We start from the raw sequence: 25182 nt of genomic DNA on the forward strand, positions 1-25182 counted from the left end.
TTATCCTAGATTTAAAAAGTCTTTAGGCAAAAGAGCGTTTTCTAAAGAGCGTTGCGAAAATAAAAAACACCCGCCGCACACAAAGCCTAATTCCTGCCAGTTGATAGCGTTGAGTTTATCGCAGAGGTTTTGTAAATCTAGGTTTTGGTTATAAGGGAATAGCGCTAAAATAGAGCCGTCATAATTAGGGCATTGGTGGATGAAAAAGGGGTTTTTTTGGCGCGTTTTGGCGTTGACATAAATGCGTTTTTTAGGGGATATGTGGTGCATCCTCCCCCATTCAAACCAGTTATTTTCATTGAATTTTTTAATCTTTCTTTGCATCAAGCTGTCTTTATGCTGGAGTAAATAATCATTAGGCTCATTGACAAAAACCATTTTTTCTAAAACATTGGTTCTTTTGGTGATTGAGGTGACAAATTCTAAATTCCCGTATTTTTCATTTTTAAAAATCTTATCGTACCCGCTCACTGCCCCCACTTTAACCTTAAAAACCTCGCTTAATTTTTGCGTGTAAGATTGGTTGAGGAAATACAAAATGCCTTTTTTGCACAAAAATTGCAAACCATCGTTGGTGATTCTACTGAAATTGCCCTTACAAAAACGAAAAATCACGCAATTAGGCATGGCGTTTGGGAAAACCTTTTGATCGCCTAATTCAAAAAAATGCGTTATCGTGCCTTCTTGGTAAATCAATTCGTTTAATTTCACGCTGGAAGTGGATTTCAAAAAATCCCTTGGGGTGATGAAAACCAATTCGCCTTTAGGTTTTAAATGTTTGATCGCTTTTTCTATGAAAAACAAGTAGAGATTGCTCCTTTCATCAAAAAGGCTGTAATGGAGTTTTTCTTTCGTGCTAGGCGCAATATCCTTGTGCTTGACATAGGGCGGGTTACCAATAATGGTGTCAAATTGATTTTCTAAAGGGTAGTCAAAAAAGTCCATGCAAAGGGCATTTTTAGGGCAGATTTTAGGATCGATTTCAATCCCTACAGCCTTTTTTAAGCGCTTTAAAAAACTCCCATCGCCCGCGCTTGGCTCTAAAACACTCCCTTGATTGTGTTTGAGAGTGAGCATGAAATCCACTATCTTTTTAGGGGTGAAAACCTGCCCTAAAGTTTTAATATCTAAATTATGCAAAAAATTCTCCAAAAAATTCTCTTAATAAATATTAGCCCTTAGAGTTACACTTTTAGCTAAAGCGCTTAAGATGAAATTTTTACTTCCATCAAAATCTCTTTGAATGATTTCTCTGTTGTTGTCCCACTTGCATTGGAAGGGCAAGTTATTGCCATTAGGTTGGAGGGTTTGAATGCCTTTTAAGGAATTGATAAAAATATCCTTAGGATCGTTTTTGTTGATAATTAAAAAATAATAGTCCCTATTGGTGTTTTTGCCTAAGTCTTTATGCAGTTTTTGAAAGTATTTTTCCCATGCGATTTCGTTATTAAATTCCGGCACTAAGCCGCACAACGCATAATAAATCCCTAATTTGCAATTAAGATTATCAGCGGTTTTTGTGGTGGTGGTTTTAATATTAACAGGATAAAAAATATCGTTTTCTTCAAAACTAAAATCCCACCACTCTCTGGCTTTTGGCAGTTGGATAGGAAAATAATCCTTAATGGTATTTAAAATTTCTTCTTCATTGACCAATGAATTTAAGCACCCATCTTGTAAGGGTTGAGACAAATGATAAGGGTTTGTTTTTAAAAATTCTGCAATTTCATTAAGCTGTGTGGGTATCATTAAATATCCTTATTAAAAAAGATATTTTACCACACTCCTTATTTCAGCCTTTTATTTTTTCAAGCTAATGGCTTCTTTAATCATGTCATCGCCCGCGCCAAAGGCTCTAGCGTTCATGGAATAGCCTCTTTGCATTAAAATGAGATTGGTTAGGGCGTTCCCGGCATTCACGTTGCTCGTTTCTAAATATTTATGCCTGATTTTCCCAAACTTGAGCTTGCCCTCTTCGTCCCACCCTAAAATGGGGTTACCGCTTAGGGGTCTGTTTTCGCCATTAATGGTGCCTTCTTGCATTTCATAGAGATTACCGCCGATTTTCCTTAGGCCTTGATCGTTAGTGAAAGCTAAAATACCGATGCGAGCGACCGGCTCTACCACCCCGTTACTGAAGGCTAGAGAAATCACGCCATTTTCTTCAATGCGCATGTCTCTAAAAATGCCCCTAGGCTTGCCATCTTGACTCGCTTCTAAGAGTTTAGAGTCTTGATAAGACAAATCGCTAGAATCATGGTTTTCGCTCTTATCTAAAGAATAGGTGAGCTTATTGCCTTTAAAATCCAAAGTCATGGGGGCGGATTTCATCTTGTGCGTGGCTGAATCAAAGCCGACAATTTCCCAAGTGGGATCATTGATAGGGGTTTTGTTTTTGGGATCTGCGATGTAGCTTTTCACTTCCCAAGTTTGGTTTTTCCTTTTACTCGTGGGGCTTGATGTGGGATCGTTGGAATTGGTCATGTAATATTCGCTTTGGAGCAAGTATTTATCCCCGGCTTTATCATAAATATCCACTTCTGTGCTGTAATAAGGGATTTTAATCGCTACTGAATCCCTGCTGATGCCCTTTTTCAGTTCCATTCCGTCCGCTTTCAAGCCCAATTTATCCGCAATGCCCCCACTCAAGCTAAAGGTGATAGGCGTTTCGCTAGGATTAGCGATCTCTAATAAAAGGGGGGGGCTTTTGGCGTCTTTTTCGCTTTTGATGAGGTTTAAGTCTAGCCCGGTTTTTTCTTTAAGGAGTTTTTGCAAATCGCCTAAAGTTTTGAATTGGTTTTCGCCTTTTTCAGCGTCCCCATAAGTGAAAACAAAATCCTCTTTTTTGCCATCTTCTTTTTGGATACTGACGTTTAACTTGCGATTAGTGATCGCGTCTATGGGCTCGTTATCGTTATTCGCTAAAGCGTTAATATCTTGGTTTAAAAAACGCTCTTTAATAATCTCGCCCTTATCGTTTAAGAAAAAATCTTGCACGCCTTTTAAATGGTCTTTAGGGTTTAAATTCACGCTAATACCCACTTTCGTGCTAAGCACGGGCTGGTAAGTCAAATCTTGGGGGATTTGTAAGGGCGAAAGGGTGTTGCCATGCAATTTTTCAATGTCTTCATCTCTAGCGGTGGAATTGAGCGTGCCGTCTTTGATTTTTTTCAAATCAATGCCATAAACATAATAGCCCTCAGGGGTTACTAAATAGCCATCAGCATCTCGTGCGAAATTACCGGCGCGCGTGAGAAAATTATCCTGTTTTTTGCTAAAGCCGTCTTTATTAATGGTCATTTCCCCATTTTTATTGGGCCCTATCACAAACCAGCCCTTGCCTTGATACGCCATGTGGAATTCCCCCTCACTAGGCATGTATTCGCCGTCTTTATTAGAAAGGACATTGCCTGAGCCTGTAACGCCGTAATTTCGGTCGTTAGCCACAACGGATTTGGCGTTCAAAGCGTCTAAATGCGAAGAAAATAGGGTCTTAAACTCCGGATCATTAGAGCGATAGCCTAAAGTATTGACATTGGCGATATTATTGGAAAGGCTGTCAATACCAAACTGATGGGTCTTAATCCCGCTATAAGCGTTTAATAAGGTGTCGTTCATGCTGTCTCTTTAGGGGGGGTTTGGGGCTTTTGTTCAAGCGGTTTTTGATCAGAGAGTTTTTGATCAATGGGCTTTTGTTCAAGCGGTTTTTGATCAGAGAGTTTTTGATCAATGGGTTTTTGTTCAGAGAATTTCTGTTCAAGCGGTTTTTGATCAAGGGGTTTTTGATCCGGTTTGTAAAACTCTATCGCGCTGTCTATAGGTAAAATCATTTCGCCCATTCTTAGCATGGGCTTGCCTTTATCAAAAACCACGCTTTCCACTTCGCCCCTACCAATGCGCGTTTGCAAATACTGCTTGTTGTGAGAGTCTAAATTGTATTCAGCCTTGATTTTGTAATTGCCTTTAGGGACTTTTTCGCCCTTTTCGTTTGTGCCGTCCCATTCAAAATTGATATACCCCTTTTGCCCGTTATAATCTTTTAAAGAAATCGTTTTGACTAATTCATTGTTTTCATTTAAGATTTGAATCGCTGGCACTCCTTTAGAAGCGTCAATTTTTTCATCAAAAAAGAGCGAGAAAGAAAGCTTATTGTTGCCGTCAAAATTCGCCCCGCTCACATCGGTTTCAGCGATTTTGCCTATCATGCTCACAGAATTAAGCGCACTTACTTCCCTTAAAGCGTTATTCGCTTTCAAGCTATCGTCCATGCCTTTATTCAGGTTTTCCATGGTGTCTTTTAAAGCGCCTTGAAAATCTTTTAAAGACTCGTTAGTTTCTTTATTGGATTTCATGGCACTGGCGACTTCTTGCATGGTTTTTTTGTTTTCTTCTTGCATTTCCACTTGCGTGAGCTGCGCGGTTTGGGTGATGATCTTATCCGTTTCCATAGGAGCGGTGGGGTCTTGATTTTTCAATTGCTCTAAAAAGAGTTTCATGAAAGCGTTTTTATCCAACCCGTTAGCGATGGTGGGCTGCTCTTTTTTCCTTTCTTGTGCGGCTTTAGCTCCTGTAACTTCTGCTAAATCAATGGCCATGATCTCTTCCTTATTAAAGATGTCTTATTATAGAGCAAACTTGCTTAAAATCACGCATAAAGAGTGATCTGCATGCTCGTTTCTTGGTTTTCATGGTCCGTATTCTCTTGGTAGCTTTTTAGGGCGTTTTCTTTTAAGGGGCTTGATTCTTGCTCTTTGAATAGCTCTTTGGGTTGCTCTTTAGAAGAATCTTGCGAAAAGCTCAAATCCACCCCTTCAAAACCTAAAGCGTTCAGGCTGTTTTTGAGATCTTGTTGGTTATCCAAAAAGGTTTGCAAGCTGTTGTTATGAGAAATCACGCTCACTTTAAGGTTTTTACCCACTTTTTGAATAATCACTTCAACCTTGCCTAATTCCTTAGGGAATAAATCCATAGAGATCCTGCTCATGGGGGGTTTGTATTCTTGGATTTCTTGCTTTAATTGTTGGGCGAAATGCTTGATCGTCTCTTTAGGGGTAACGCTTTTATTGTCGCTTGTCTTATCGCTAGCTTGGGCGTTTTGCGCGTTTTGAGTGCTGTTATTAGTTTCTTTAGTTTTTTCTTTATTATCGCTTACTTCTTTAGTTTTTTCTTCTTTTTCTAGGGGCGTTGGAATATTATCGTTAGGGGGGTTAGCTCCTATTAAAGGCATTAAAGGGGGCGTTTTAAGAGGGATTTTAGGGGCATTTTCTGGCGTTGCGCTTGGGGCTGTAATCTGGGTTTTAGTAGGGGTTTTTTCTGGCTTTTTTTTAGAAAGCGTTTTATCCCTTTTAATGGCGTTCATTTGTAAAGCTTCCTTTAAAGGAGGCGTTTTTTTTTCATTATTTTTGGGGGTTGTGTGTTCTTTATTTTGCGGTTCTTTTTTTTCTAAAGATTGCAAAACGCTAGAAAGGTTGGCGGTGTTTTTAGCGTCGTTCTTTGCAAGGGTGTGGTTAGTGGGCGTTTGCGTTGTTTTCAAAGCAAGCTGATCGCTCGTGCTTAAGGGAGTTTCTTTTTTTTCTAACGGAGTGGCCGCTTGAATGTTGCTAGCGTTTAAGTCATGTTTTTGGCTGAGCGTTTGGATGTCTTTAAGGGTTTTTGGCTCTTTGGCGCTATGGGTTGGGGTTGTGGGGTTTTTGATAGCGTTGTTAGCGTGGTTAGTGGGGGTTATAGGGTTTTTATTAGGCAAGTTTGTTTGATGAGCGTTAGAAGCAACTTCGTTAGGCTTTTTTTCATTCTTGTTTAAAGTTTCGTTAGGGTTTTTGGGGTCAGTCTCAAAAACCTCATGGGTTTCATGTTGGGCCTCATGTGGGGCTGTTGGGTGGGTTTTTGGGTGGTTGAGCCAATCTTTTAGGGTAGGGGCTTGTTGGTCTTTGGCGGGATTTTGAGCGTGTTGGTGGTGTGGGGTAGGGGTTTTTTCAAGCGCTTTAGCGTCCTCTTTAGCGTCTTTGGGCGTGGCTTTTAACGTGCTATGGTTTGGCGATTCTTTAGGGGCGGTTTTGTCTTTAGAGATCTTTTGGTTTAAGATCTTACTGAAATCCTTTGATGCGCTTTTAGGGGCGTTTTTGGTGTCTTCGTTTTTCGCTCCGCTATTCAAAGCGTTTGCGTTGGCGCTTGCGTTGGTGTGAATGGGATTAACAGGAGATGGCATGATTATCCTTTTTAAAACAACTCTTTTATTTTACATGGTGGAAGCCAAGCAAAAAGAGTTCCTTAACTCTGTTTTGATTGGAATTATAAAATATTGTTTTTAATCTTTAAAAAATTGGTTTTTAAAATTTTGTTTTACAGCTAGCGTCAAGCTCTTTTATATTAGTGTTGTAAAAATGCTAAAAGCCTTTTTACAAAATCATGGTTTCGTTTAGGTTTAATTAAATTTTGCTACAATTAAATAAAAACGATAATTTTAGTGAGGTTGGCATGCAAGGTTTGTGGATTTACCCAGAGGATACCGAAGTTTTAGGGGCTGCTTGTAAGAGCCTTTTAAAAGCATTGAAGCCACGCTATCAAAAAATCGCCTTGTTTTCGCCCATTGATGGGGGGCGTGAGGGCTTTGGGGAGTGCGAGGGCTTGAACTCTTTAGAATTTCATAGCACCATAGACAAACAAAAGGCTTTAGAGCTTGTGAGTGCTGCTCAAGAAGAGTTACTATTTGAAACGATTCTCAAACGCTATGATGAATTACAAACCACGCATGATTTTGTGGTTTGCTTGGGGTATACGCCGAAGTTTTTCTTAAACGCTCTTTTAGATTTAAACACCATTTTAGCCAAGCATTTAAACGCTCCTGTTGTGGCTGTCGCGCAAACGAGTTTGGAATATTTGAAAGCCATGCATTCTCATATTCTCAAAAAAGAAGCCCCTTTCGCTGTAGGGTTATTTGCGGGCGAAACGCTTGAAAAACCACATTTTTTGAGTGCGTCTCTTTGTAAGGGCGAATTAGAAGCGGGTGTAGTTGAAAATTTATTGCAAATAAAAAGCGAGATTATTACCCCTTTAGCCTTTCAAAGGAGTTTGGAAAAAAAGGCTAAAAAACAGATTAAAAAAGTGGTTTTACCAGAGAGCGAAGATGAAAGGATTTTAAAAGCCGCGCATCGTTTGAACGCCATGGGCGCGGTGGGATTGATCTTATTAGGCGATAAAGAAACCATTAATTCGAAAAATTTGAACTTGAATTTGGAAAATGTAGAAATCATTGATCCCAACACTTCTCATTATAGAGAAGAGTTCGCTAATAGTTTGTATGAATTACGAAAATCAAAGGGATTGAGTGAGCAAGAAGCCGAGCAATTAGCGCTGGATAAGACTTATTTTGCGACCATGCTCGTGCATTCAGGCTATGTGCATGCCATGGTTTCTGGGGTCAATCACGGCTGAGACCATTAGACCCGCTTTACAAATCATTAAGACTAAGCCCGGCGTGAGCCTGGTTTCAAGCGTGTTTTTAATGTGTTTGGACACCCAAGTGTTAGTCTTTGGGGATTGCGCGATTATCCCTAACCCTAGCGCTAAAGAATTAGCCGAGATCGCTACCACTTCTGCGCAGAGCGCCAAGCAATTCAATATCACGCCTAAAGTAGCCTTACTCTCTTATGCGACAGGCGATTCCGCTCAAGGCGAAATGATAGACAAAATCAACGAAGCTTTAACAATCGCTCAAAAGTTAGATCCCCAATTAGAAATTGATGGCCCTTTACAATTTGACGCTTCCATTGACAAAAGCGTAGCGAAGAAAAAGATGCCTAACAGCCAAGTGGCCGGGCAAGCTAGCGTTTTTATTTTCCCGGATTTGAACGCCGGAAACATCGCTTATAAAGCGGTGCAACGGAGCGCTAAAGCCGTGGCGATAGGGCCTATCTTACAAGGCTTGAACAAGCCCATTAACGATTTGAGTAGGGGTGCTTTAGTGGAAGATATTGTTAACACCGTTTTGATTAGCGCCCTTCAAGCGCAAGATTAATTGACTAGGAGAAATGATGGAAATTTTAGTTTTGAATCTGGGCAGTTCGTCTATTAAGTTTAAATTGTTTGACATGCAAGAAAATAAGCCCTTAGCGAGCGGTTTGGCCGAAAAAATCGGCGAAGAAATAGGGCAGTTGAAAATCAAATCGCATTTGCACCATAACGATCAAGAATTAAAAGAAAAGCTTGTGATTAAAGATCATGCGAGTGGGCTTTTAAAACCACCCAAGCAGAAATCCCAAATATCTTTAGTGTTTGGGATGAATGCCACTAATTTGTAGTATAATACCCCCATACATTTGTATCTAGTGCAGGAAGTGTGCAAAGTTACGCCTTTGGAGATATGATGTGTGAGACCTGTAGGGAATGCGTTGGAGCTCAAACTCTGTAAAATCCCTATGATTAGGGACACAGAGTGAGAACCAAACTTTCCCTACGGGCAACATCAGCCTAGGAAGCCCAATTGCTTTAGCGTTTGGGTGCTTCACCGCGATTAGTTTGCATTTAGGGAACGGCTCAAGCGCAGCCGCCATTCAAAAGGGTAAAAGCGTGGACACTTCTATGGGGCTAACCCCTTTAGAAGGCTTGATTATGGGCACAAGGTGTGGGGATATTGATCCCACTGTGGTGGAATACATCGCGCAATGCGCAAATAAGAGCTTAGAAGAAGTGATGAAAATTTTAAATCATGAAAGCGGTTTGAAAGGCATTGGTGGGGATAATGAGAAACATAGAAGCCAGAAAGGAAAAAGGCGACAAGCAAGCCAAACTCGCTTTTGAAATGTGCGCTTATCGCATTAAAAAGTATATTGGGGCTTACATGGTAGTCTTAAAAAAAGTAGATGCGATCCTCTTTACAGGGGGATTAGGGGAAAACTACTCGGCTTTAAGAGAGAGCGTGTGTGAAGGCTTAGAAAATTTAGGGATCGCTTTATGTAAGCCCACGAACGACAATCCGGATAACGCTCTAGTGGATTTGAGCCAGCCTGATACTAAAGTCCAAGTTTTACGCATCCCTACTGATGAAGAATTAGAAATCGCTTTGCAAACCAAAAAGGTTTTGGAAAAAACAGGATAAAGAATTGTTTAAGAAATCTATAAGAAATTTTTGGGTAAAAATTAGCTTTCTTAAATTAAGTTCTAAATTAAGAAAATATCACACTAGGAGTTTTTGATGGAAGTGGTTAATTTTTTAGAGGGCGTTTGTTTTGAAAAACTCCACATTGAAACGCTGAATGAAAATTCTTCCAATAAAGAAATCCGCATTTGCATGCCTAAAGGAGCTGTTATGGACAAACACAAGGCCCCGGGAGCGATTAGCGTGCAGGTTTTAGAGGGAAAAATCGTTTTTGAAGTGGGAGATGAAAAAATAGAAATGCCTAAGGGAGCGTTAATCAGCCTAGAAGCCCAAGTTTCGCACCGTTTGGACGCTTTAGAAAATAGCGTTATAAGATTGTCTTTGAGTAAAAAATAAGGAAAATCAAATGATGAAAGCCGTTTTTATCAATGTTTGGTATTTGCTTTTAACGATCATTTTATTAATCATCATATGGAGGATCATTAAATTAGTGTTAAAAGATAAAAACGACAGCGACGATAAGGGGTTAGGGTAAAAGCGCGTTTTAATCTAAAAAATGAGCCAAAAAGATAAAAGAAGTCGTTTAATGATAGTCGTTTAATTAAGCACGCTACAATACGAAAATTTTAAAAGACAAGGAAAAGAAATGAGCGAACAACGAAAAGAATCTTTACAAAATAACCCTAATTTGAGTAAAAAAGACGTCAAAATCGTGGAAAAGATTTTGAGCAAGAACGACATTAAAGCCGCTGAAATGAAAGAGCGCTATCTCAAAGAAGGGCTGTATGTGTTAAACTTCATGAGCTCTCCTGGCAGCGGTAAAACCACGATGCTAGAAAATCTAGCGGATTTTAAAGACTTTAAGTTTTGCGTGGTAGAGGGCGATTTGCAAACCAACAGAGATGCGGACAGGTTGCGTAAAAAAGGCGTGAGCGCGCACCAGATCACCACCGGCGAAGCGTGCCATTTGGAAGCGAGCATGATTGAGGGGGCGTTTGATTTACTCAAAGATGAGGGGGCGTTAGAAAAAAGCGATTTTTTAATCATTGAAAATGTGGGGAATCTGGTTTGCCCCTCAAGCTATAATCTAGGAGCGGCGATGAATATCGTGTTACTCTCAGTCCCAGAGGGCGATGATAAGGTGCTAAAATACCCCACGATGTTTATGTGCGCGGATGCGGTCATTATCAGTAAAGCGGATATGATTGAAGTGTTTAATTTCAGGGTTTCTCAAGTCCAAGAAGACATGCAAAAATTAAAGCCTGAAGCGCCTATTTTTTTAATGAGTTCCAAAGACCCTAAAAGCTTGGAAGATTTTAAAAATTTCCTTTTAGAAAAAAAGCGTGAAAATTACCAATCCACGCATTCGTTTTAATGTGTTTAGCGATCCCCTCTAAAGTCATAGCCATTAACGATAATGTGGCGCTTTTAGAAACTTTAGGCGTTCAAAGAGAGGCGAGCTTGGATTTAATGGGCGAGTCCGTTAAAGTGGGCGATTATGTGTTGCTCCACATCGGCTATGTGATGAGTAAGATTGATGAAAAAGAAGCCCTAGAATCCATTGCACTTTATCAAGAAATGATCGCCAAAATGAACGAAACGCATGAGTGATAATGAGCGTTAATCATCTCATCGCCCCTTTTAGAGACAAGCAAACCCTTTTAGCGCTCTCTAATGCAATCAAAAAACTCGCTTTTAAACTTGAAAAAAAATTAGTCATCATGGAAGTGTGCGGAGGGCATACGCATTCTCTCATGAAATACGGGCTTTTGGATTTGATGCCTAACAACTTAGAGTTTGCGCATGGGCCGGGGTGTCCGGTATGCGTGATGCCAAGAGCGCGCCTTGATGAAGCTTACGAACTCGCTATGATCAAAGACAGCATTGTTTTGAGTTTAGGGGATATGATGAAAGTCCCCGGGAGCTATGGGAGTTTGATACAAGCCAGAGAAAAGGGGCTGGATGCGCGCTTTTTGTATTCGCCCATGCAAGCTTTAGAGATCGCTAAAGAAAACCCGTATAAAAAAGTCATCTACATTGCGATCGGTTTTGAAACCACAACGCCGATGAGCGCTAGCGTTTTATGGAATGCTAAAAAAGAAAAAATCCACAACCTTTTTTTCCACATCAACCACATTTTAGTGCCTCCGAGCGTGAGCGCGATTTTAGAAGATCCAGCCTGCCAAATTAACGCCCTTTTAGCCCCTAGCCATGTGAGCGTGATCAGCGGCGCTCAAATCTATACTCCTTTAGTGGATCGCTTTAAACTCCCCATTATTGTGAGCGGTTTTGAGCCGGTGGATATATTAGAAAGCGTGCTGATGCTTATTAAACAAGCCTTAAACAAAGAAGCCAAGCTAGAAATCCAATACAAAAGAGCGGTGAGCTATTGGGGGAATGTAAAAGCGCAAGAGTTAGTCAATGCATGCATGGAAGTGAGAGAAAATTTTGAATGGAGAGGGTTAGGGAATATCAAACGATCCGCTCTCAAACTCAAAGAAGCGTTCGCTTCTTATGACGCTGAAAAAGTCTTTAAAGAACACTTAAGCCACAAAACCTCCAAAGAAAACAAGGCATGCAAGTGCGGGGAAATTTTAAAAGGCATCGCTAAGCCCCTAGATTGCTCGCTATTCGCCACAACTTGCACCCCACAAAACCCGATCGGCAGTTGCATGGTCAGCTCTGAGGGGGCGTGTGCGGCGTATTATCGTTACAAGCGCGTTTGAGCTTTAGAAATTGCTCTAAGCCCTTAGATTGCTCACTATTCGCCACAACTTGCACCCCGCAAAACCCGATCGGCAGTTGCATGGTCAGCTCTCAAGGGGGCGTGTGCGGCGTATTATCGTTACAAGCACGTTTGAGCTTTAGAAATTGCTTTTTAGTGAAATCGCTCAAACCTTCGCAATTGACATTCACGCTTTTAGGGGGTTTTTCTTTTTTAACAACTGGTTTTTGATAAGCCCTTTTCTTAACGCTCGCTTGGATAGTGTCAAAATCAAAAGGGTAATTTAAAGCTTTTAGGGTTTTTTGCGTTTCTAAAAAATGGGCTTTCAGGCGGTTGGTGTAATAGTATTCTTCTATCTTAAAGGCTTTCAAGAAACTCGGGTGCGTGAAATAGATTTTTAGGATTTGGTGTTCTATTTTAGCGTATCTAAACCCATGCTTTAAATCCCCCAAAGCTTGAGAAACATAGCGGTTGATTACTTCTCTTCGCTTGAGTTGGAGTTTTAAATTTTTAAACGCAGAGACTTGAGCGATTTTTTTAAACAGCAAAAAGGTTTCTTTCTTTTTCAAATAGCGTTTATAAATGATGGGGTCAAATCCATTTTCCATGATGGAATTATAGCGTTTTAGCTTGACTTTTTTAAAAAGCTTTTGTATAATGCTTCTTTTATTTGTTGGGGTGTCGCCAAGCGGTAAGGCACCAGGTTTTGGTCCTGGCATTCCGAGGTTCGAATCCTTGCACCCCAGCCATTTTTCCTTTTAGCGCGTTCTTATATCGCGGAGTAGAGCAGTCCGGTAGCTCGTTGGGCTCATAACCCAAAGGTCAGTGGTTCAAATCCATTCTCCGCAACCAATCCCTTTTTTTAAATTTAACTCTGTTTAATAGAATTTATAGAATTTAAAAAATGCTTTAGCATTTTTAAGATAAATAATAAAAGAGCTCAAGCAAGCGATAACTTTACTAAAAAAGCGGTCTTCTTGGGTTAGGGGGATTTAATTGGGGGTTGTAGGGGGAGAGTTATTTCAAAATACCCCCCTATCCCCTTAAGAAAACGAATTTCAAATGAAGAAAACGAGTTTTAACTTAAGAAAATGAGTTTCAAGTGAAGAAAACGAATTTCAAATGAAGAAAATTGAGTTTTAACCATGACTTTAACACCACCAAACGAAACAAAAAGCGCCAAAAGCAAAAAAATGACAAAATTTTTAAGAAAATGACAAAAAAAAAAAAAACGCTTTATGTTATAATACTCCAAATACATTCCAATGCAAATGCGTTCTAATGCAAATGTATTCTAATGTATGAAATCCCTAATACTAATCCAATTTAATCCAAAAAGGAGAAAACATGAAAAAACACATCCTTTCATTAACTTTAGGTTCGCTTTTAGTTTCCGCATTGAGCGCTGAAGACGACGGCTTTTACACAAGCGTAGGCTATCAAATCGGTGAAGCCGCTCAAATGGTGAAAAACACCAAAGGCATCCAAGAGCTTTCAGACAATTATGAAAAGCTGAACAACCTTTTAACTAGATACAGCACCCTAAACACCCTGATCAAATTGTCCGCTGATCCGAGTGCTGTATCTGGCGCGATCAACAATTTGAATGCGGGCGCGACGGGTTTGCTCAAAGAAAAAACCAACTCCCCCGCTTATCAAGCCGTCTTTTTGGCATTAAATGCGGCGGTGGGGCTGTGGAATACCATCGGCTATGCAATCATGTGTGGGAACGGGAACGGCACAGGGAGTGGGCCTGGCAGCGTAATCTTTAATAGCCAGCCAGGACAGCGTTCCACGAGCATTACTTGCAACCGGTATGAACCGACTGGTCCTGGTAAAAGCATGTCTATTGATGAATTCAAAAAACTCAATGAAGCCTATCAAATCATCCAACAAGCTTTAAAAGATCAAAAGGGGTTTCCTGAATTAGGCGGGAACGGCACAGAAGTGCATGTGGAATATGAATACGAATGCAAACAGAAACAGAATAGTAGTATTAACGGCGGTGTGGTTCAGTTCTGCCAAGCGAAAAATGGCAGCAGCGGTAGCAGTGGTAGTAATGGTAGTAATGGTAGTAGCACGCAAACAACCAATCAAGACGGCGTAACGATCACCACTACTTATAATGATAACAAAGCCACCGTCAAATTTAGTATCACCAATAACGCTCAAGAGTTGTTAAATCAAGCAGCAAACATCATGCAAGTCCTTAACACGCAATGCCCTCTCGTGCGATCCACAAATAACGAAAACGCTCCAGGGGATGGCCAACCATGGGGTTTAAACACAAGGGGGAACGCGTGCCAAATCTTCCAACAGGAATTTAGCCAGGTTACTAGCATGATCAAAAACGCTCAAGAAATCGTCGTGCAAAGCAAAATCGCTAACACTAACCAAAAAGCAGAAATAGCTAACCCCAGTAACTTCAACCCTTTCACAGACGCTGGCTTTGCACAAGGCATGCTCGCTAACGCTAAAGCGCAAGCGAGTATGTTCAATTTAGCTGAGCAAGTGAAAAAAACTTGGAAGTCATGCAAAACAACAATAATGTTACGATTTTAGTAGGATCTAAGAAAGAAATGACCAATTTTGTTAGCGCTTTTTTGGCATCATGCAGAGATGGGGGTGGGACATTGCCTAATCAAGGGGTAACTTCTAACACTTGGGGGGCCGGTTGCGCGTATGTGCAAGAAACCATAACGGCTTTAACCAACAGCATCGCGCATTTTGGCACTCAAGAACAGCAAATACAGCAAGCCGAAAACATCGCTGACACTTTGGTGAATTTCAAATCCCGATACAATGAATTAGGGAATACCTATAACAGCATCACTACTGCGCTTTCAAGCATCCCTAACGGCTCAAGCTTGCAAAATGCGGTGAGCAAAAAGAATAACCCCTATAGCCCGCAAGGCATAGAAACCAACTACTACTTGAATCAAAACTCGTATAACCAAGTCCAAACCATCAACCAAGAGTTAGGGCGTAATCCCTTTAGGAAAGTGGGCATCGTCAGTTCTCAAACCAACAACGGTGCCATGAATGGGATCGGTATTCAGGTGGGCTACAAGCAATTCTTTGGCCAAAAAAGAAAATGGGGCGCAAGATACTACGGCTTTTTTGATTACAACCATGCGTTCATCAAATCCAGCTTCTTCAACTCGGCTTCTGACGTGTGGACTTATGGCTTTGGAGCGGACGCCCTCTATAACTTCATCAACGATAAAGCCACCAATTTCTTAGGCAAAAACAACAAGCTTTCTGTGGGGCTTTTTGGTGGCATTGCGTTAGCGGGCACTTCATGGCTTAACTCTGAATACGTGAATTTAGCCACCGTGAATAACGTCTATAACGCTAAAATGAACGTGGCGAATTTCCAATTCTTATTCAACATGGGAGTGAGGATGAATCTCGCTAGATCTAAGAAAAAAGGCAGCGATCATGTGGCTCAACACGGCATTGAACTAGGGCTTAAAATCCCCACCATCAACACCAATTACTATTCCTTTATGGGGGCTGAACTCAAATACCGAAGGCTCTATAGCGTGTATTTGAATTATGTGTTCGCTTATTGATGTTTAGCTATTTGTGGAACTCCCTTTTTTAACCCTCTTTTTGGGGGGTTTGTTTTTTAAACTCCCTTGTTAAGGTATTTCTTTTTTGAACCCCCTTTTTCTTTGAACCCCCTTTTTAAATTCTCTTTTTTTAAATTTTTGAACCCTTTGTTTTGAACTCTTTATTTTTGAACTCTTTATTTTTGAACTTTCTTTTTTTTGAACTTTCTTTTTTTGAACTTTCTTTTTTTTGAACTTTCTTTTTTTTGAACCCCCTCTTAAATCCTCTCTTTTTTGGGGGGTTTATTTAAATTCTTTGTTTTAAATTCTTTGTTTTAAATTCCCTTTTTTTAGGGGGCTTCTTTTTAAGGGATTTCTTTTCTTAAACTCTCTTTTTTAAAACCCTTTGTTTTGAAACTCCCTTTTAGGGGTTTGTTTTGAACTCTTTGTTTTTGAACCCTTTGTTTTGAACTCTCTTTCTTTGAACTCTCTTTCTTTGAACTCTCTTTCTTTGAACTCTCTTTCTTTGAACTTTCTTTTTTTAGGGGGCTTCTTTTTTGAACTCTCTTTTTTTTAAATTCTTTGTTTTAAATTCTTTGTTTTAAATTCTTTGTTTTAAATTCCCTTTTTTTAGGGGGCTTCTTTTTAAGGGATTTCTTTTTTAAACCCTCTTTGAACCCTCTTTTTTTTGAATCCTCTTTTTTTTGGGGAGATTTAATAAAAAAATCCTTTTTAGTATTTTTTATAACCAATGATAAAAGAGCTTGCCAAAAGCAAGTGATAATTTTAAAAATGAAAAATCTTTTTTAGCGTTTTTAGTGATTAGTTAGTGGGGAACTTGGCGTTAATTTAAACGATAGTTTTTAAAAAGCGTTTCTTTAGGGGGGTTTAATCTTTTTCACTGATTTTTCACTGACTTCTCCCTCCGCTTTTTAATCTTTTAGTTTTTCACTGATTTTTCATCTGTTTTTTTAAGTTTTTTCACAAAACAAAGTTTTTGATTTTTCTAACCTTTTTAATCCCACTCTATCGCTTGCGCTATAATGAACTGATCTTATATTTTTAAAGGAATAAATATGCCAAACACCACCAACAAAGATTACACAAAATACAGCCAAAGACAGCTTTTTAATTTTTTAAATTCTATCAAAACCAAGCAAAAAAGAGCGTTAGAAAAATTGAAAGAAATCCAAGCTCAAAAACAAAGGATTAAAAAAGCGCTCCAATTTAAAGCGCTAAACTTAACCGAAAATGGATACACCATAGAAGAAGAGCGAGAAATCTTAGCAAGGGCTAAGGACACCAAGAACCGCCTTTGTTTTAAAAGCATAGAGGATTTTAAGAAGCATTGTGAAAACTTGTAAATAAGATTTAAAAATGCTGACGATTGAAACCAGTAAAAAATTTGATAAGGATCTTAAAATTCTTGTTAAAAATGGGTTTGATTTAAAGCTTTTGTATAAAGTGGTTGGAAATTTAGCCACAGAGCAGCCCCTAGAACCCAAATACAAAGACCACCCACTCAAAGGCACTTTAAAAGACTTTAGGGAATGCCACCTAAAACCGGATTTATTGCTTGTCTATCAAATTAAAAAACAAGAAAACATTCTTTTTTTGTTAAGGCTAGGCAGTCATAGCGAGCTGTTTTGACTGGGCTGTTATAATGAACTTATCTTAATTTAATAAAAGGAATCAGCATGCCAAACACCACACCAACAAAGACTACACAAAATACAGCCAAAAACAGCTTTTTAATCTCATCAATCAATTAGAGTAAAAAATCAGCCAAGCTTTTGATGATAAAAGAGATTGTTGTTTTGGGGCATGAGATCCCAAATCTTGAAACGCAACAAGCCATGAGAGATGCGTTAAATGGAATTAATCTCACTCAAATTGATAGTTTAAATGATTTTATAAACGAGTTAAAAAGAAAAAATAGTAAAGGTTTTGAAAATGTATGCTTTAGCGTTTGATTTAAAGATTGAGATTTTAAAAAAAAGAATACGGAGAACCCTACAATAAAGCCTATGATGGTTTAAGACAAGAATTAGAGCTATTAGGGTTTGAAAACACTCAAGGGAGCGTTTATGTTAATTATTCTAAAGAAAACACTTTAGCGCAAGTCTATAAAGCGATCAATAAACTCTCTCAAATTGAGTGGTTTAAAAAATCTGTTAGGGATATTAGAGCGTTTAAGGTAGAGGACTTTAGCGATTTTACTGAGATTGTGAAATCCTAGTGTTTAGCCAAATTTTTAAAATTTTTGGCACTTATAGAGTGGAAAGCAACGCTTTTTTAGTAAGACTAGGCAGTCATAGCAAGCTGTTTTTAATCCACCCACACAATTTATAACGCTTAAACCAATCGCTCGCCAACTACCCCCCCCTTTTTAGGGATAAAATTTAGGGTTAAAACACCGCTTACGCTTTTTTTGCTTTTTAAACACCATCGTGTTTGCCACTTTTTAAATACCCTCGTGTGCGCATTTCCTTGCGCTTCAAAGCCCCTTCATAACGGCGGATTTCAACCTCTGTTTTAGGCTCGTATTTAGGCATGGGGGTGGGTTTGCCATTTTCCACAGCCACCATGGTGAAATAGCATGAATTCGTGTGCGTGATTTCACGAGTTTTAATGTCTTCGCTCAAAACCTTAATGCCCACTTCGCATGAAGTGTTCCCTACGTAATTGATGCTGGCTAAAAAAGTGAGCAAATTCCCTACAGGAATGGGGTATTTAAAAGTAACCCCATCCACGCTTAAAGTGACCGTTCCTTTAGCGCAATAACGAGTCGAGCACACATAAGCCACTTTATCCAATAAATTCAATAATTCCCCCCCATGCATGACATTGTTGAAATTAGCGGTTGTAGGCACGACTAAATAGCTCATCAATAATTTAGTGCGATCCGCTGTGTCTATAGTAAAATCAAAATGGCTAGAATGCGATGATTGTATTTGAGGCATTGCTCCTCCTTAATTAAAATTGGTGTTAAAAATGTTTTTTGTAAAAAACATTCCAAGAACTATATATTAGTAAAAATTAAGTAATATTGAGTGAATATTAGAGACATTAGAAAAATAATAAGAGGGTTAGCGTTAAATAATGGGCGTTGGAGAGAAAAAAGAAAGCCAAAAGGTGGCAATTATCACTGGGGCGAGTTCTGGGATTGGGTTGGAGTGCGCGTTAATGCTGTTAAATCAAGGGTATAAAGTCTATGCGCTCTCTAGGCATGCGACTTTGTGCGTGGCGTTAAACCATGCGTTATGCGAGAGCGTTGATGTTGATGTGAGCGATTCTAACGCTTTAAAGGAAGTGTTTTCAAACATCAACGCTAAAGAAGATCATTGCGATGTTTTGATCAATTCCGCCGGTTATGGGGTGTTTGGGAGCGTGGAAGACACGCCCATTGAAGAGGTTAAAAAGCAATTTAACGTGAATTTTTTCGCCCTTTGTGAAGTGGTGCAGCTTTGTTTGCCCTTATTAAAAAACAAGCCCTATTCTAAGATTTTTAACCTTTCTTCCATAGCGGGGCGTATGAGCATGCTCTTTTTAGGCCATTACAGCGCGAGTAAGCATGCCTTAGAGGCTTATAGCGATGCCTTGCGTTTAGAGCTTAAACCCTTTAACGTTCAAGTGTGTTTGATTGAGCCAGGCCCAGTGAAAAGCAACTGGAAAAAAACCGCTTTTTCAGTTGAGAATTTTGAGAGCGAAGATAGCCTTTATGCGTTAGAAGTGAATGCGGCTAAAACTTTTTATGCGAGCGTGTATGAAAAAGCCCTAAGCGCTAAAGCCGTGGCGCAAAAAATCGTTTTTCTTAGTATGAGTCAAAAAATCAAGGCCCGTTATTTGATCGGCTTAAAAACCCAATTATTGCTAGCGTTGTATCAAATCCTCCCGAGTAGCTGGTATGATTCTTTGTTCAGATTAATCGTTCTTAAAAGGAAGCGTGATGCTTAAAACCTATCATATCGCCTTAGCTTGCGTGATTTTAGCGGTGGTGGTGCTGTTGTTTGGAGGGGAGTCTTTGAGTTTGGAAGAATGGCAAGAAGTGTGCCTTAACGTGAAAAACCACTTTTTGCACAATGAAGAACTGAGCTCTTTAAGTGTTATTATTTTAGAAATACGATTACCACGAGTGATCTTAGCGCTCCTGGTGGGGGCGAGTTTGTCCGGGAGTGGGGTGGTGATGCAAACGATTTTTAGAAACCCCTTAGTTGATCCCTTTTTATTAGGGATTTCTAGCGGGGCGATGCTAGGCGTGGCGATGGCGATAGCGGTAGTGGAGTCTAATATTGCGATTTTAGCGTTTTTTGGGGCGATTTTAGCCAGCCTTGCTGTCTTAGCAATGAATAGGGTTTTAGGCAATTCCGTCCTTTCATTGGTGCTTTCAGGGGTGGTGTTGAGCGCGTTTTTAAGCGCACTTGCCGGAGCGATCAAATTCTTTGTGATCCCCCAAAAAGCGCAAGCGATTGTCGTGTGGCTTTTAGGGAGCTTGTCTTTGAGCAGTTACAAGGATTGTTTGATCGCTTTCATAGGGCTATCTTTAGGCTTTATCCCGCTCTTTTTGTTAAGGTGGCGTATTAATTTATTGAGCTTGAGCGATGCGCAAAGTTTGAGCTTGGGGATTAACCCAGTGTTATTGCGATCGCTTTGTCTGGTGTGTGTGAGCGTGGCGAGCGCTTTAGCGGTGAGCGTGTCCGGCACGATTGGCTGGATTGGGTTGGTCATTCCGCATGTGGCTAGGTTGTTTTTTGGGGCGAATTTGCAAAAATTGCTTTTAAGCTCTTTGTTAATGGGGGCGTTTTTCTTGCTTTTAGCGGATGTGGTGGCTAAAACCATTACCCCCTATGATTTACCGGTAGGCATTGCGACAAGCGTTTTAGGAGCGCCTTTTTTCTTGTGGCTTTTGTTCAGGACTAGGGGGGTGTGATGGTCTTAGAAGTTAAAAACCTGTCCTTTAAATATTCTCAAAAACTCATTTTAGACAAGTTGAGTTTTAGCGTGCCAAAAAACAGCATCACCAGCATTTTAGCGCCTAATGGATCCGGTAAAACCACGCTTTTAAAATGCCTTTTAGGGCTTTTGAAGCCTTTAGAAGAAACCGAAATTAAAGCGTGTAACAAGGATATTTTACCCTTAAAGCCTTATGAAAAAGCCAAATTGATTGCTTATATCCCCCAAGTGGAATATTATGCGTTTAATTTCAGCGTGCTAGATTTTGTCTTAATGGGGAAAGCGACGCATTTGAATCTATTCGCTATGCCTAAAGCTAAGCACATTAAAGAAGCCACTAGCGTTTTAGAGCGCTTGGATTTAGAGTCTTTAAAAGATCAAGGCATTAACGATTTGTCCGGGGGTCAGAGGCAAATGGTGCTTTTAGCCAGAAGTTTGTTGCAAAGAACGCCCTTATTGTTATTAGATGAGCCTACGAGCGCGTTAGATTTAAAAAACCAAGCCCTTTTTTTTGATGCGATTAAAGATGAGATGAAAAAACGAGAATTGAGCGTTTTAGTCAATATCCATGATCCCAATTTGGTTGCCAGGCACTCCACGCATGTGGTCATGCTCAAAGATAAAAAACTTTTTTTGCAAGCTTCCACACCAATCGCTATGACTTCACACAATTTAAGCGCGCTCTATGACACGCCCCTAGAAGCGATCTGGCATGACAATAAGCTTGTCGTGTATGCGTTGTAGGGGTTTTGTAAGATTTCAAACCCATGCTTTGAGCATGGGTTTAAGAGTGGTATTTAGAGCGGTATTTAGAAACTATACCTCATTCCTAAATTGGAAGCGAAATGGCTTGCGTTGGAAATCAAATTGTGCAAATAAACAACGCCCAAATTCAAAAACACTTCTTTAGCTAATTGCAATTCCCCACCCATCATCACTCTGGCATGGGTATTTAAAGGGTTACGAGCGGCATTGACTTTAAAAGTGTTTAAAGACGCGGCGTTATTAGAGCCAACATGAGCGAACTCTTGTAAAACTCCAGCGTTCATATAGAAATATGAAGTGTCCCCATAATAATAGCGCGCTTCCACATTAGCGTTAGCGTTGAATAGATGCTGACTGCTAGAGCCATTTTTCAAAGCCACTTTTTGATTGCTGTTGCTTTTAAAGTTGGTTGAACCTAAATGGTTATAGCTCACGCCCACGCTTGGTTTTAACACTAAAGCATTCCTAAAAAACGCAAAGTCATAACCATAGCTCGCTCTTGTTGCAGCACTATAGGCTAAGTAATGATAGCTTTGATTCAAATCTTGCAATAGAGCGCTTTTGAAATTCAAGCTTGATTGATCACTCCCTAGCGCCCCTTGAGCTTCAAAGTCAAATTCATGCTGGTTGGCAAAAATACGGCTATACACGCCAAAATTAGTGTTATTGGCCCCAGAGTTAAGGGAGTTCGCTTGATTGCTAAAAGAGCTATAACCATAGCTTCCAAAACCGCCCACAATGGCTTCCACTTCCCCATTAAGGTAAGCGTCTACGCCGGTGCTTGTGCCATACAATGAAGCGTTGCCGCCACTATTCAAGCTCGTTCCCCCAATAGCGTTAGCCCAAACATTGGTGGGTTTTTCATATTTAGGGGCAAATTGATACAACACTTCCGCCGCACTTTCTAAAGAAGCGAATCTTTGATCTTTTAAAGCTTGTAAGCGTTGAGCGAACGAGTCAATATGGTTGGTGTGCCTTCTAGAGAGATTGACTAAACGAGAATTTAAAATCATCGCGTTACTCAAGCTCAAAGTTTGCAAGCCACTGGTTTTATGCTCTAAACTGGCTATGTTGTTTAAAGTGGTAGTGGCCGCATTCAATTGCTTGGTGATTTCATTAGCGCTTGTAGCATCAATCATGGTTCTGGCATAACCCGCATCATGGCTATCAATCAATAAGGTCTGTAAGAGATCCCTACCTTGCACACCTGAATGAGTATAAAGCGTGTCAATATCTTTAGAGCGATCAGCCAATTCAAACACGCTTTCAATAGTGCCAAAATCATGCTGATTGATAGCGACTAAATTAGGAGTGGCGCTGTGAGCGAAAGGAGCGTTCTTTATGAGAGCGTAGCTAGCGAAACGCGCGTTATTAGTGGTGTTTGTGGGTAAATTTGTGGTATCGGTGCTGCTGTTAGTAGGCGTAGAATTGTTGCCTAAATTAACAGCGATTGTGGTGTTGTTAGCCGTTTTATTAATCCCTGTATTTTTCCATGCCTTACCTTCAAGATATTTGTAATTTTCAGGGTTATTCACCATGCTTTGATTGCCAATAGCCATACCGCATGCTTTAATGTCATTGAGATTATCTTTTCGCACCACGCAAATATCCATGCGGTTGTTGTTGTTATAAAGGGCTAGGCGCTCTTTGAATTGCTCTTGCAGATTGGTATTGCTTGCAGAAATATTGTCATAACTAGTGCCTTGCACTCCCACTAAATTATAATCAATGTTTCGCGCTTTCACTAAAACATGTTCTTTATTTTTAGTGAGGTTTTGAGCGTTATTGATCTTAATGAGTGGTTTGTAAAACCCGGTCGCGCTATCCACTAAATTATTAAATATCATGCTTGCTTGATGGCCTGCATTTAAGGTCGCTACACGCCCATCTTGGACAAAAAGATTCATCGTGCCTTGATTGTTAGTGAAATGCCCTTGAATGGTTAAATCCAAATCTTTACCATAATCCATGCTCGCGTTGCTGTTTAGGGTTAGGTTATTAAACATAAGCCCTGTTTTGCCGGCAATGTTTCCTGGGGCTCCAAAAAGAATCCTCTTATTGACTTCAACATCGGTAACATTCCTAGCGTCAAAATAATTCCAAGGGGCATGGTAAATTTCATCTATAACCAGTTTTTTACCGCTTTTAAAAGTAACGCCCCCAGAATAGGCCGGGCTATAGCCCGTTTGCAAACTCACGACACCAATGCGAGACTTATCGCCTATATTTTCGCCAAAAATAGTGTATTGCCCAAAACTCTGAACACGGGTTGTAACCACCAATTCCTTAATATCAAAGTTTTTAACGTTCACATTAGTGGCAGATGTAGTGAGCTTGTTGATATTGACTTTGTCTGTAACGCCGCTAAAATCCAAAGCGCTAGTGTTTAGCCCGTTATCGCTCTTGCTGGCATCAATATTTTTAAAATGAGCGCTATGGCCATTCACTCTTAAATTCGTGGATTTTCCCAGATAAATATTGCCATTAAAATAAGCTGTATGGGCATCCACTCTTAAGTTCACCGCTTTTCCTAGATGGATATCGTTATTGAAAGTGGCTGTGGCGTTGTTGGTGTCTTCACCAGCCTTAAACTCAAAATTCGCGCTTGATCCTGCCACAGCAGCACCGCCCACTTGATTATTCACTCTTAAAGTCCCCTCAACGGTGATATTCCCGGTTAGATTTTCCACTAATAAAGAACGCCCGCTCGCTTGATTGGACAGATTGACACCGCCTTCGCCGATATTCAAATGAGCCGCATTCGTGCTAAGAGAAGCTTTAAACCCTCCCGCTCTAAGCGTGCCATCGGCTTTAGTGTTTAAGTGGAAAATATTCACAACCGTGTCTTTACCGCCAGCAAAAGGCCCATCAACGACTTGCGTGGGTTGGATTTCTGTTTTTTGCGTGTCATTTTTAGGGTTATCTTTAGGGTTATCTTTGGTTTTACTCTCATAGCCGCCTTCTGGAGGGGTGATAATGCTTAACCCCGCGCTTTGCCACAAATCCAGCACGCCAATATTAGTCTTTTTACCAGCGATAATGCCCGCTTGAGCGGCGTTTTGATCGCCCACAGCGAGATGGCGAAAATTCATTTCCCCTTGCACTTTTGAAGTGTTTATCGTGCTGTATGAAGGGGCCAAATACGCTCCCACATATTGCAAACGGCCCATCCACACCTTACCATATAGATCAACGCTATGATTTGAGCTTGAAACCAAATTAAGCGTGGCACCATCATAAAGAGAAATTTCCGCATTTTCACGGCTTGTAATTTTATCTGAACTTTTCAAAGTCAAAACCGTAGAGCTGGCTTTCCTCCCGGCTCCAGAACCCACACGATTATTGATTTCTACAAAATTATCAATTAAGATATTTTTAGCGTCAAAATTCACTCTCGTGGTGCGATCAGCACCATCTTTAAAGCTTGTGAAAGAATTGCCATTGAATTGGCCCAAACGCAAAGTGGCTTTTTGCATGTTCACGTCTAAATCCCCACCAGTAAAGTTGATAAGGCCTGAAAGGTTATAAGTCCCTACAGCGTTTTGCATATCCACTTCAAGCTTGTTCCATTGCCCATCTTTAACCCAATAATGCCTAGCGGCATTCCCCCAATCCCAACCTCCATCAATCTTACTGGATAAAAGGGATTTGTATAAGTCGTATTGCTTGTTAGGGAAATTATTAAAGCCTCTTCCTGCTTGAATGCGCCAAACTTTATCGGGTTTATCCGGGGTTTTATTGGCTTGTTCGGCTTGTTTGAGCCCCCAGCTAAGAAGCCCTGAGACCGTTCCTACAGCGGTTCCTGTAGCGATACCCCCAACAATGGCTGGAATGATCACGGTTGTGAAAAAGGCGCGACTCTCGCTGTGTATGGGATCATTTGGCGTATTAGCCCCTAGTTCGGTGCCCATTAATGCCCCCACTAAAGCGAGAGAGATAATAGGGCGGTTGATTTTGCGGTGTGTTTGTTGTATTTCCATTTCTTTTCCTTTCTTTCCTTTCTTTTTGTAAAACGATTTTTGCACAAAGGGTGCGACTTTAGACTAGAAAATTTCTGTTGTATTTACTATTAAGGCTATAAATATATAGTA

Annotated in this window: 21 protein-coding genes, 2 tRNA genes and 5 pseudogenes; 20 read left to right on the forward strand and 8 right to left on the reverse strand. The window is 40.2% G+C overall.

What is annotated here, in order from left to right:
* Genes D2C78_04665 through D2C78_04685 form a run of 5 tightly spaced genes read right to left on the reverse strand, consistent with a single transcriptional unit; the run spans position 1 to position 6205 of the window.
* Positions 1-1140 (reverse strand): class I SAM-dependent methyltransferase, encoded by a 1140-nt coding sequence (locus tag D2C78_04665; protein QEF35818.1) that lies wholly within the window; start codon positions 1138-1140, stop codon positions 1-3.
* A gap of 21 nt (positions 1141-1161) precedes the next feature.
* Positions 1162-1749 (reverse strand): restriction endonuclease, encoded by a 588-nt coding sequence (locus D2C78_04670; GenBank protein ID QEF35245.1) that lies wholly within the window; start codon positions 1747-1749, stop codon positions 1162-1164.
* Between the two features lie 51 nt (positions 1750-1800).
* The gene (locus D2C78_04675) at positions 1801-3618 is read right to left on the reverse strand and encodes a flagellar hook protein FlgE (GenBank protein ID QEF35246.1); all 1818 of its coding nucleotides are present in this window, start codon (positions 3616-3618) and stop codon (positions 1801-1803) included.
* The gene (flgD, locus tag D2C78_04680; protein ID QEF35247.1) at positions 3615-4595 is read right to left on the reverse strand and encodes a flagellar hook assembly protein FlgD; all 981 of its coding nucleotides are present in this window, start codon (positions 4593-4595) and stop codon (positions 3615-3617) included. The genes D2C78_04675 and flgD overlap by 4 nt, the downstream gene beginning before the upstream one ends.
* A gap of 50 nt (positions 4596-4645) precedes the next feature.
* The gene (locus D2C78_04685) at positions 4646-6205 is read right to left on the reverse strand and encodes a flagellar hook-length control protein FliK (protein QEF35248.1); all 1560 of its coding nucleotides are present in this window, start codon (positions 6203-6205) and stop codon (positions 4646-4648) included.
* A gap of 269 nt (positions 6206-6474) precedes the next feature.
* Between D2C78_04685 and D2C78_04690 the strand changes: the two genes are divergently transcribed.
* From D2C78_04690 to D2C78_04700, 3 genes and pseudogenes are all read left to right on the forward strand, one after another.
* Entirely contained in the window at positions 6475-7431 is a 957-nt protein-coding gene (locus D2C78_04690) for a phosphate acetyltransferase (protein QEF35819.1), read from the forward strand.
* Positions 7400-8014, forward strand: a complete 615-nt coding sequence (locus D2C78_04695; protein QEF35249.1) for a phosphate acetyltransferase — start codon at positions 7400-7402, stop codon at positions 8012-8014. The genes D2C78_04690 and D2C78_04695 overlap by 32 nt, the downstream gene beginning before the upstream one ends.
* Before the next feature lie 16 nt (positions 8015-8030).
* Positions 8031-8234: pseudogene (locus D2C78_04700) on the forward strand (acetate kinase).
* On the opposite strand, the gene D2C78_04705 reads toward D2C78_04700, so the two are convergent.
* Positions 8216-8398, reverse strand: coding sequence for a hypothetical protein (locus D2C78_04705; protein QEF35250.1), 183 nt, complete (start codon positions 8396-8398; stop codon positions 8216-8218). The pseudogene D2C78_04700 and the gene D2C78_04705 sit on opposite strands and share 19 nt — an antisense overlap.
* A gap of 62 nt (positions 8399-8460) precedes the next feature.
* On the opposite strand from D2C78_04705, the pseudogene D2C78_04710 reads away from it, so the two are divergent.
* From D2C78_04710 to D2C78_04775, 14 genes and pseudogenes are all read left to right on the forward strand, one after another.
* Positions 8461-9094: pseudogene (locus D2C78_04710) on the forward strand (acetokinase).
* Positions 9095-9190: 96 nt separating this feature from the next.
* The gene (locus tag D2C78_04715; GenBank protein QEF35251.1) at positions 9191-9490 is read left to right on the forward strand and encodes a cupin domain-containing protein; all 300 of its coding nucleotides are present in this window, start codon (positions 9191-9193) and stop codon (positions 9488-9490) included.
* Between the two features lie 10 nt (positions 9491-9500).
* The gene (locus tag D2C78_04720; protein ID QEF35252.1) at positions 9501-9629 is read left to right on the forward strand and encodes a hypothetical protein; all 129 of its coding nucleotides are present in this window, start codon (positions 9501-9503) and stop codon (positions 9627-9629) included.
* A gap of 111 nt (positions 9630-9740) precedes the next feature.
* A complete protein-coding gene (gene hypB, locus D2C78_04725; protein QEF35253.1) occupies positions 9741-10469 on the forward strand; it encodes a hydrogenase accessory protein HypB in 729 nt (242 codons plus the stop codon).
* Positions 10469-10705: a HypC/HybG/HupF family hydrogenase formation chaperone gene (gene hypC / locus D2C78_04730; GenBank protein QEF35254.1), complete on the forward strand. Its 237-nt coding sequence runs from the start codon at positions 10469-10471 to the stop codon at positions 10703-10705. Before hypB ends, hypC begins: the two co-directional genes overlap by 1 nt.
* A gap of 2 nt (positions 10706-10707) precedes the next feature.
* Positions 10708-11820, forward strand: a complete 1113-nt coding sequence (gene hypD / locus D2C78_04735; GenBank protein ID QEF35255.1) for a hydrogenase formation protein HypD — start codon at positions 10708-10710, stop codon at positions 11818-11820.
* Positions 11787-12050: a hypothetical protein gene (locus tag D2C78_04740; GenBank protein QEF35256.1), complete on the forward strand. Its 264-nt coding sequence runs from the start codon at positions 11787-11789 to the stop codon at positions 12048-12050. The genes hypD and D2C78_04740 overlap by 34 nt, the downstream gene beginning before the upstream one ends.
* 443 nt (positions 12051-12493) lie before the next feature.
* A tRNA-Gln gene (locus tag D2C78_04745) sits at positions 12494-12568 on the forward strand.
* Positions 12569-12594: 26 nt separating this feature from the next.
* Positions 12595-12671: transfer RNA gene (locus D2C78_04750), tRNA-Met, on the forward strand.
* Positions 12672-13166: 495 nt separating this feature from the next.
* Positions 13167-15394, forward strand: a pseudogene (locus tag D2C78_04755) (outer membrane protein).
* A 1055-nt stretch (positions 15395-16449) separates the two neighbouring features.
* Positions 16450-16737, forward strand: a complete 288-nt coding sequence (locus D2C78_04760; protein QEF35257.1) for a hypothetical protein — start codon at positions 16450-16452, stop codon at positions 16735-16737.
* Between the two features lie 13 nt (positions 16738-16750).
* Complete coding sequence (locus tag D2C78_04765; GenBank protein QEF35258.1) at positions 16751-17023, forward strand: type II toxin-antitoxin system YafQ family toxin; 273 nt, start codon at positions 16751-16753, stop codon at positions 17021-17023.
* Between the two features lie 47 nt (positions 17024-17070).
* Positions 17071-17346, forward strand: a pseudogene (locus D2C78_04770) (hypothetical protein).
* A pseudogene (locus D2C78_04775) lies at positions 17327-17612 on the forward strand (virulence associated protein VapD). Before D2C78_04770 ends, D2C78_04775 begins: the two co-directional pseudogenes overlap by 20 nt.
* Before the next feature lie 199 nt (positions 17613-17811).
* Here D2C78_04775 and D2C78_04780 read toward each other — a convergent pair.
* Positions 17812-18336: an acyl-CoA thioesterase gene (locus tag D2C78_04780; protein QEF35259.1), complete on the reverse strand. Its 525-nt coding sequence runs from the start codon at positions 18334-18336 to the stop codon at positions 17812-17814.
* Positions 18337-18475: 139 nt separating this feature from the next.
* On the opposite strand from D2C78_04780, the gene D2C78_04785 reads away from it, so the two are divergent.
* Genes D2C78_04785 through D2C78_04795 form a run of 3 tightly spaced genes read left to right on the forward strand, consistent with a single transcriptional unit; the run spans position 18476 to position 21070 of the window.
* Positions 18476-19330, forward strand: a complete 855-nt coding sequence (locus tag D2C78_04785) for an SDR family oxidoreductase (GenBank protein ID QEF35260.1) — start codon at positions 18476-18478, stop codon at positions 19328-19330.
* Positions 19323-20303 (forward strand): iron chelating ABC transporter permease, encoded by a 981-nt coding sequence (locus D2C78_04790; protein ID QEF35261.1) that lies wholly within the window; start codon positions 19323-19325, stop codon positions 20301-20303. The genes D2C78_04785 and D2C78_04790 overlap by 8 nt, the downstream gene beginning before the upstream one ends.
* Positions 20303-21070, forward strand: coding sequence for an iron chelating transport ATP-binding protein (locus D2C78_04795; protein QEF35262.1), 768 nt, complete (start codon positions 20303-20305; stop codon positions 21068-21070). Before D2C78_04790 ends, D2C78_04795 begins: the two co-directional genes overlap by 1 nt.
* A 65-nt stretch (positions 21071-21135) precedes the next feature.
* On the opposite strand, the gene D2C78_04800 is transcribed toward D2C78_04795, so the two are convergent.
* Entirely contained in the window at positions 21136-25071 is a 3936-nt protein-coding gene (locus tag D2C78_04800) for an autotransporter domain-containing protein (protein ID QEF35263.1), read from the reverse strand.
* Between the last annotated feature and the right edge of the window lie 111 nt (positions 25072-25182).

Source organism: Helicobacter pylori (assembly GCA_008032935.1).
GTDB lineage: Bacteria > Campylobacterota > Campylobacteria > Campylobacterales > Helicobacteraceae > Helicobacter > Helicobacter pylori_CX.

Coding starts and splice junctions, on each gene's coding strand:
- D2C78_04795 (QEF35262.1), top strand. CDS start 20,303: ATGGTCTTAGAAGTTAAAAACCTGTCCTTTAAATATTCTCAAAAACTC.
- D2C78_04715 (QEF35251.1), top strand. CDS start 9,191: ATGGAAGTGGTTAATTTTTTAGAGGGCGTTTGTTTTGAAAAACTCCAC.
- D2C78_04685 (QEF35248.1), bottom strand. CDS start 6,205: ATGCCATCTCCTGTTAATCCCATTCACACCAACGCAAGCGCCAACGCA.
- D2C78_04670 (QEF35245.1), bottom strand. CDS start 1,749: ATGATACCCACACAGCTTAATGAAATTGCAGAATTTTTAAAAACAAAC.
- D2C78_04765 (QEF35258.1), top strand. CDS start 16,751: ATGCTGACGATTGAAACCAGTAAAAAATTTGATAAGGATCTTAAAATT.
- D2C78_04675 (QEF35246.1), bottom strand. CDS start 3,618: ATGAACGACACCTTATTAAACGCTTATAGCGGGATTAAGACCCATCAG.
- D2C78_04695 (QEF35249.1), top strand. CDS start 7,400: ATGCCATGGTTTCTGGGGTCAATCACGGCTGAGACCATTAGACCCGCT.
- flgD (QEF35247.1), bottom strand. CDS start 4,595: ATGGCCATTGATTTAGCAGAAGTTACAGGAGCTAAAGCCGCACAAGAA.
- hypD (QEF35255.1), top strand. CDS start 10,708: ATGAGCGTTAATCATCTCATCGCCCCTTTTAGAGACAAGCAAACCCTT.
- D2C78_04800 (QEF35263.1), bottom strand. CDS start 25,071: ATGGAAATACAACAAACACACCGCAAAATCAACCGCCCTATTATCTCT.
- D2C78_04720 (QEF35252.1), top strand. CDS start 9,501: ATGATGAAAGCCGTTTTTATCAATGTTTGGTATTTGCTTTTAACGATC.
- D2C78_04785 (QEF35260.1), top strand. CDS start 18,476: ATGGGCGTTGGAGAGAAAAAAGAAAGCCAAAAGGTGGCAATTATCACT.
- D2C78_04780 (QEF35259.1), bottom strand. CDS start 18,336: ATGCCTCAAATACAATCATCGCATTCTAGCCATTTTGATTTTACTATA.
- D2C78_04790 (QEF35261.1), top strand. CDS start 19,323: ATGCTTAAAACCTATCATATCGCCTTAGCTTGCGTGATTTTAGCGGTG.
- hypC (QEF35254.1), top strand. CDS start 10,469: ATGTGTTTAGCGATCCCCTCTAAAGTCATAGCCATTAACGATAATGTG.
- D2C78_04760 (QEF35257.1), top strand. CDS start 16,450: ATGCCAAACACCACCAACAAAGATTACACAAAATACAGCCAAAGACAG.
- D2C78_04690 (QEF35819.1), top strand. CDS start 6,475: ATGCAAGGTTTGTGGATTTACCCAGAGGATACCGAAGTTTTAGGGGCT.
- hypB (QEF35253.1), top strand. CDS start 9,741: ATGAGCGAACAACGAAAAGAATCTTTACAAAATAACCCTAATTTGAGT.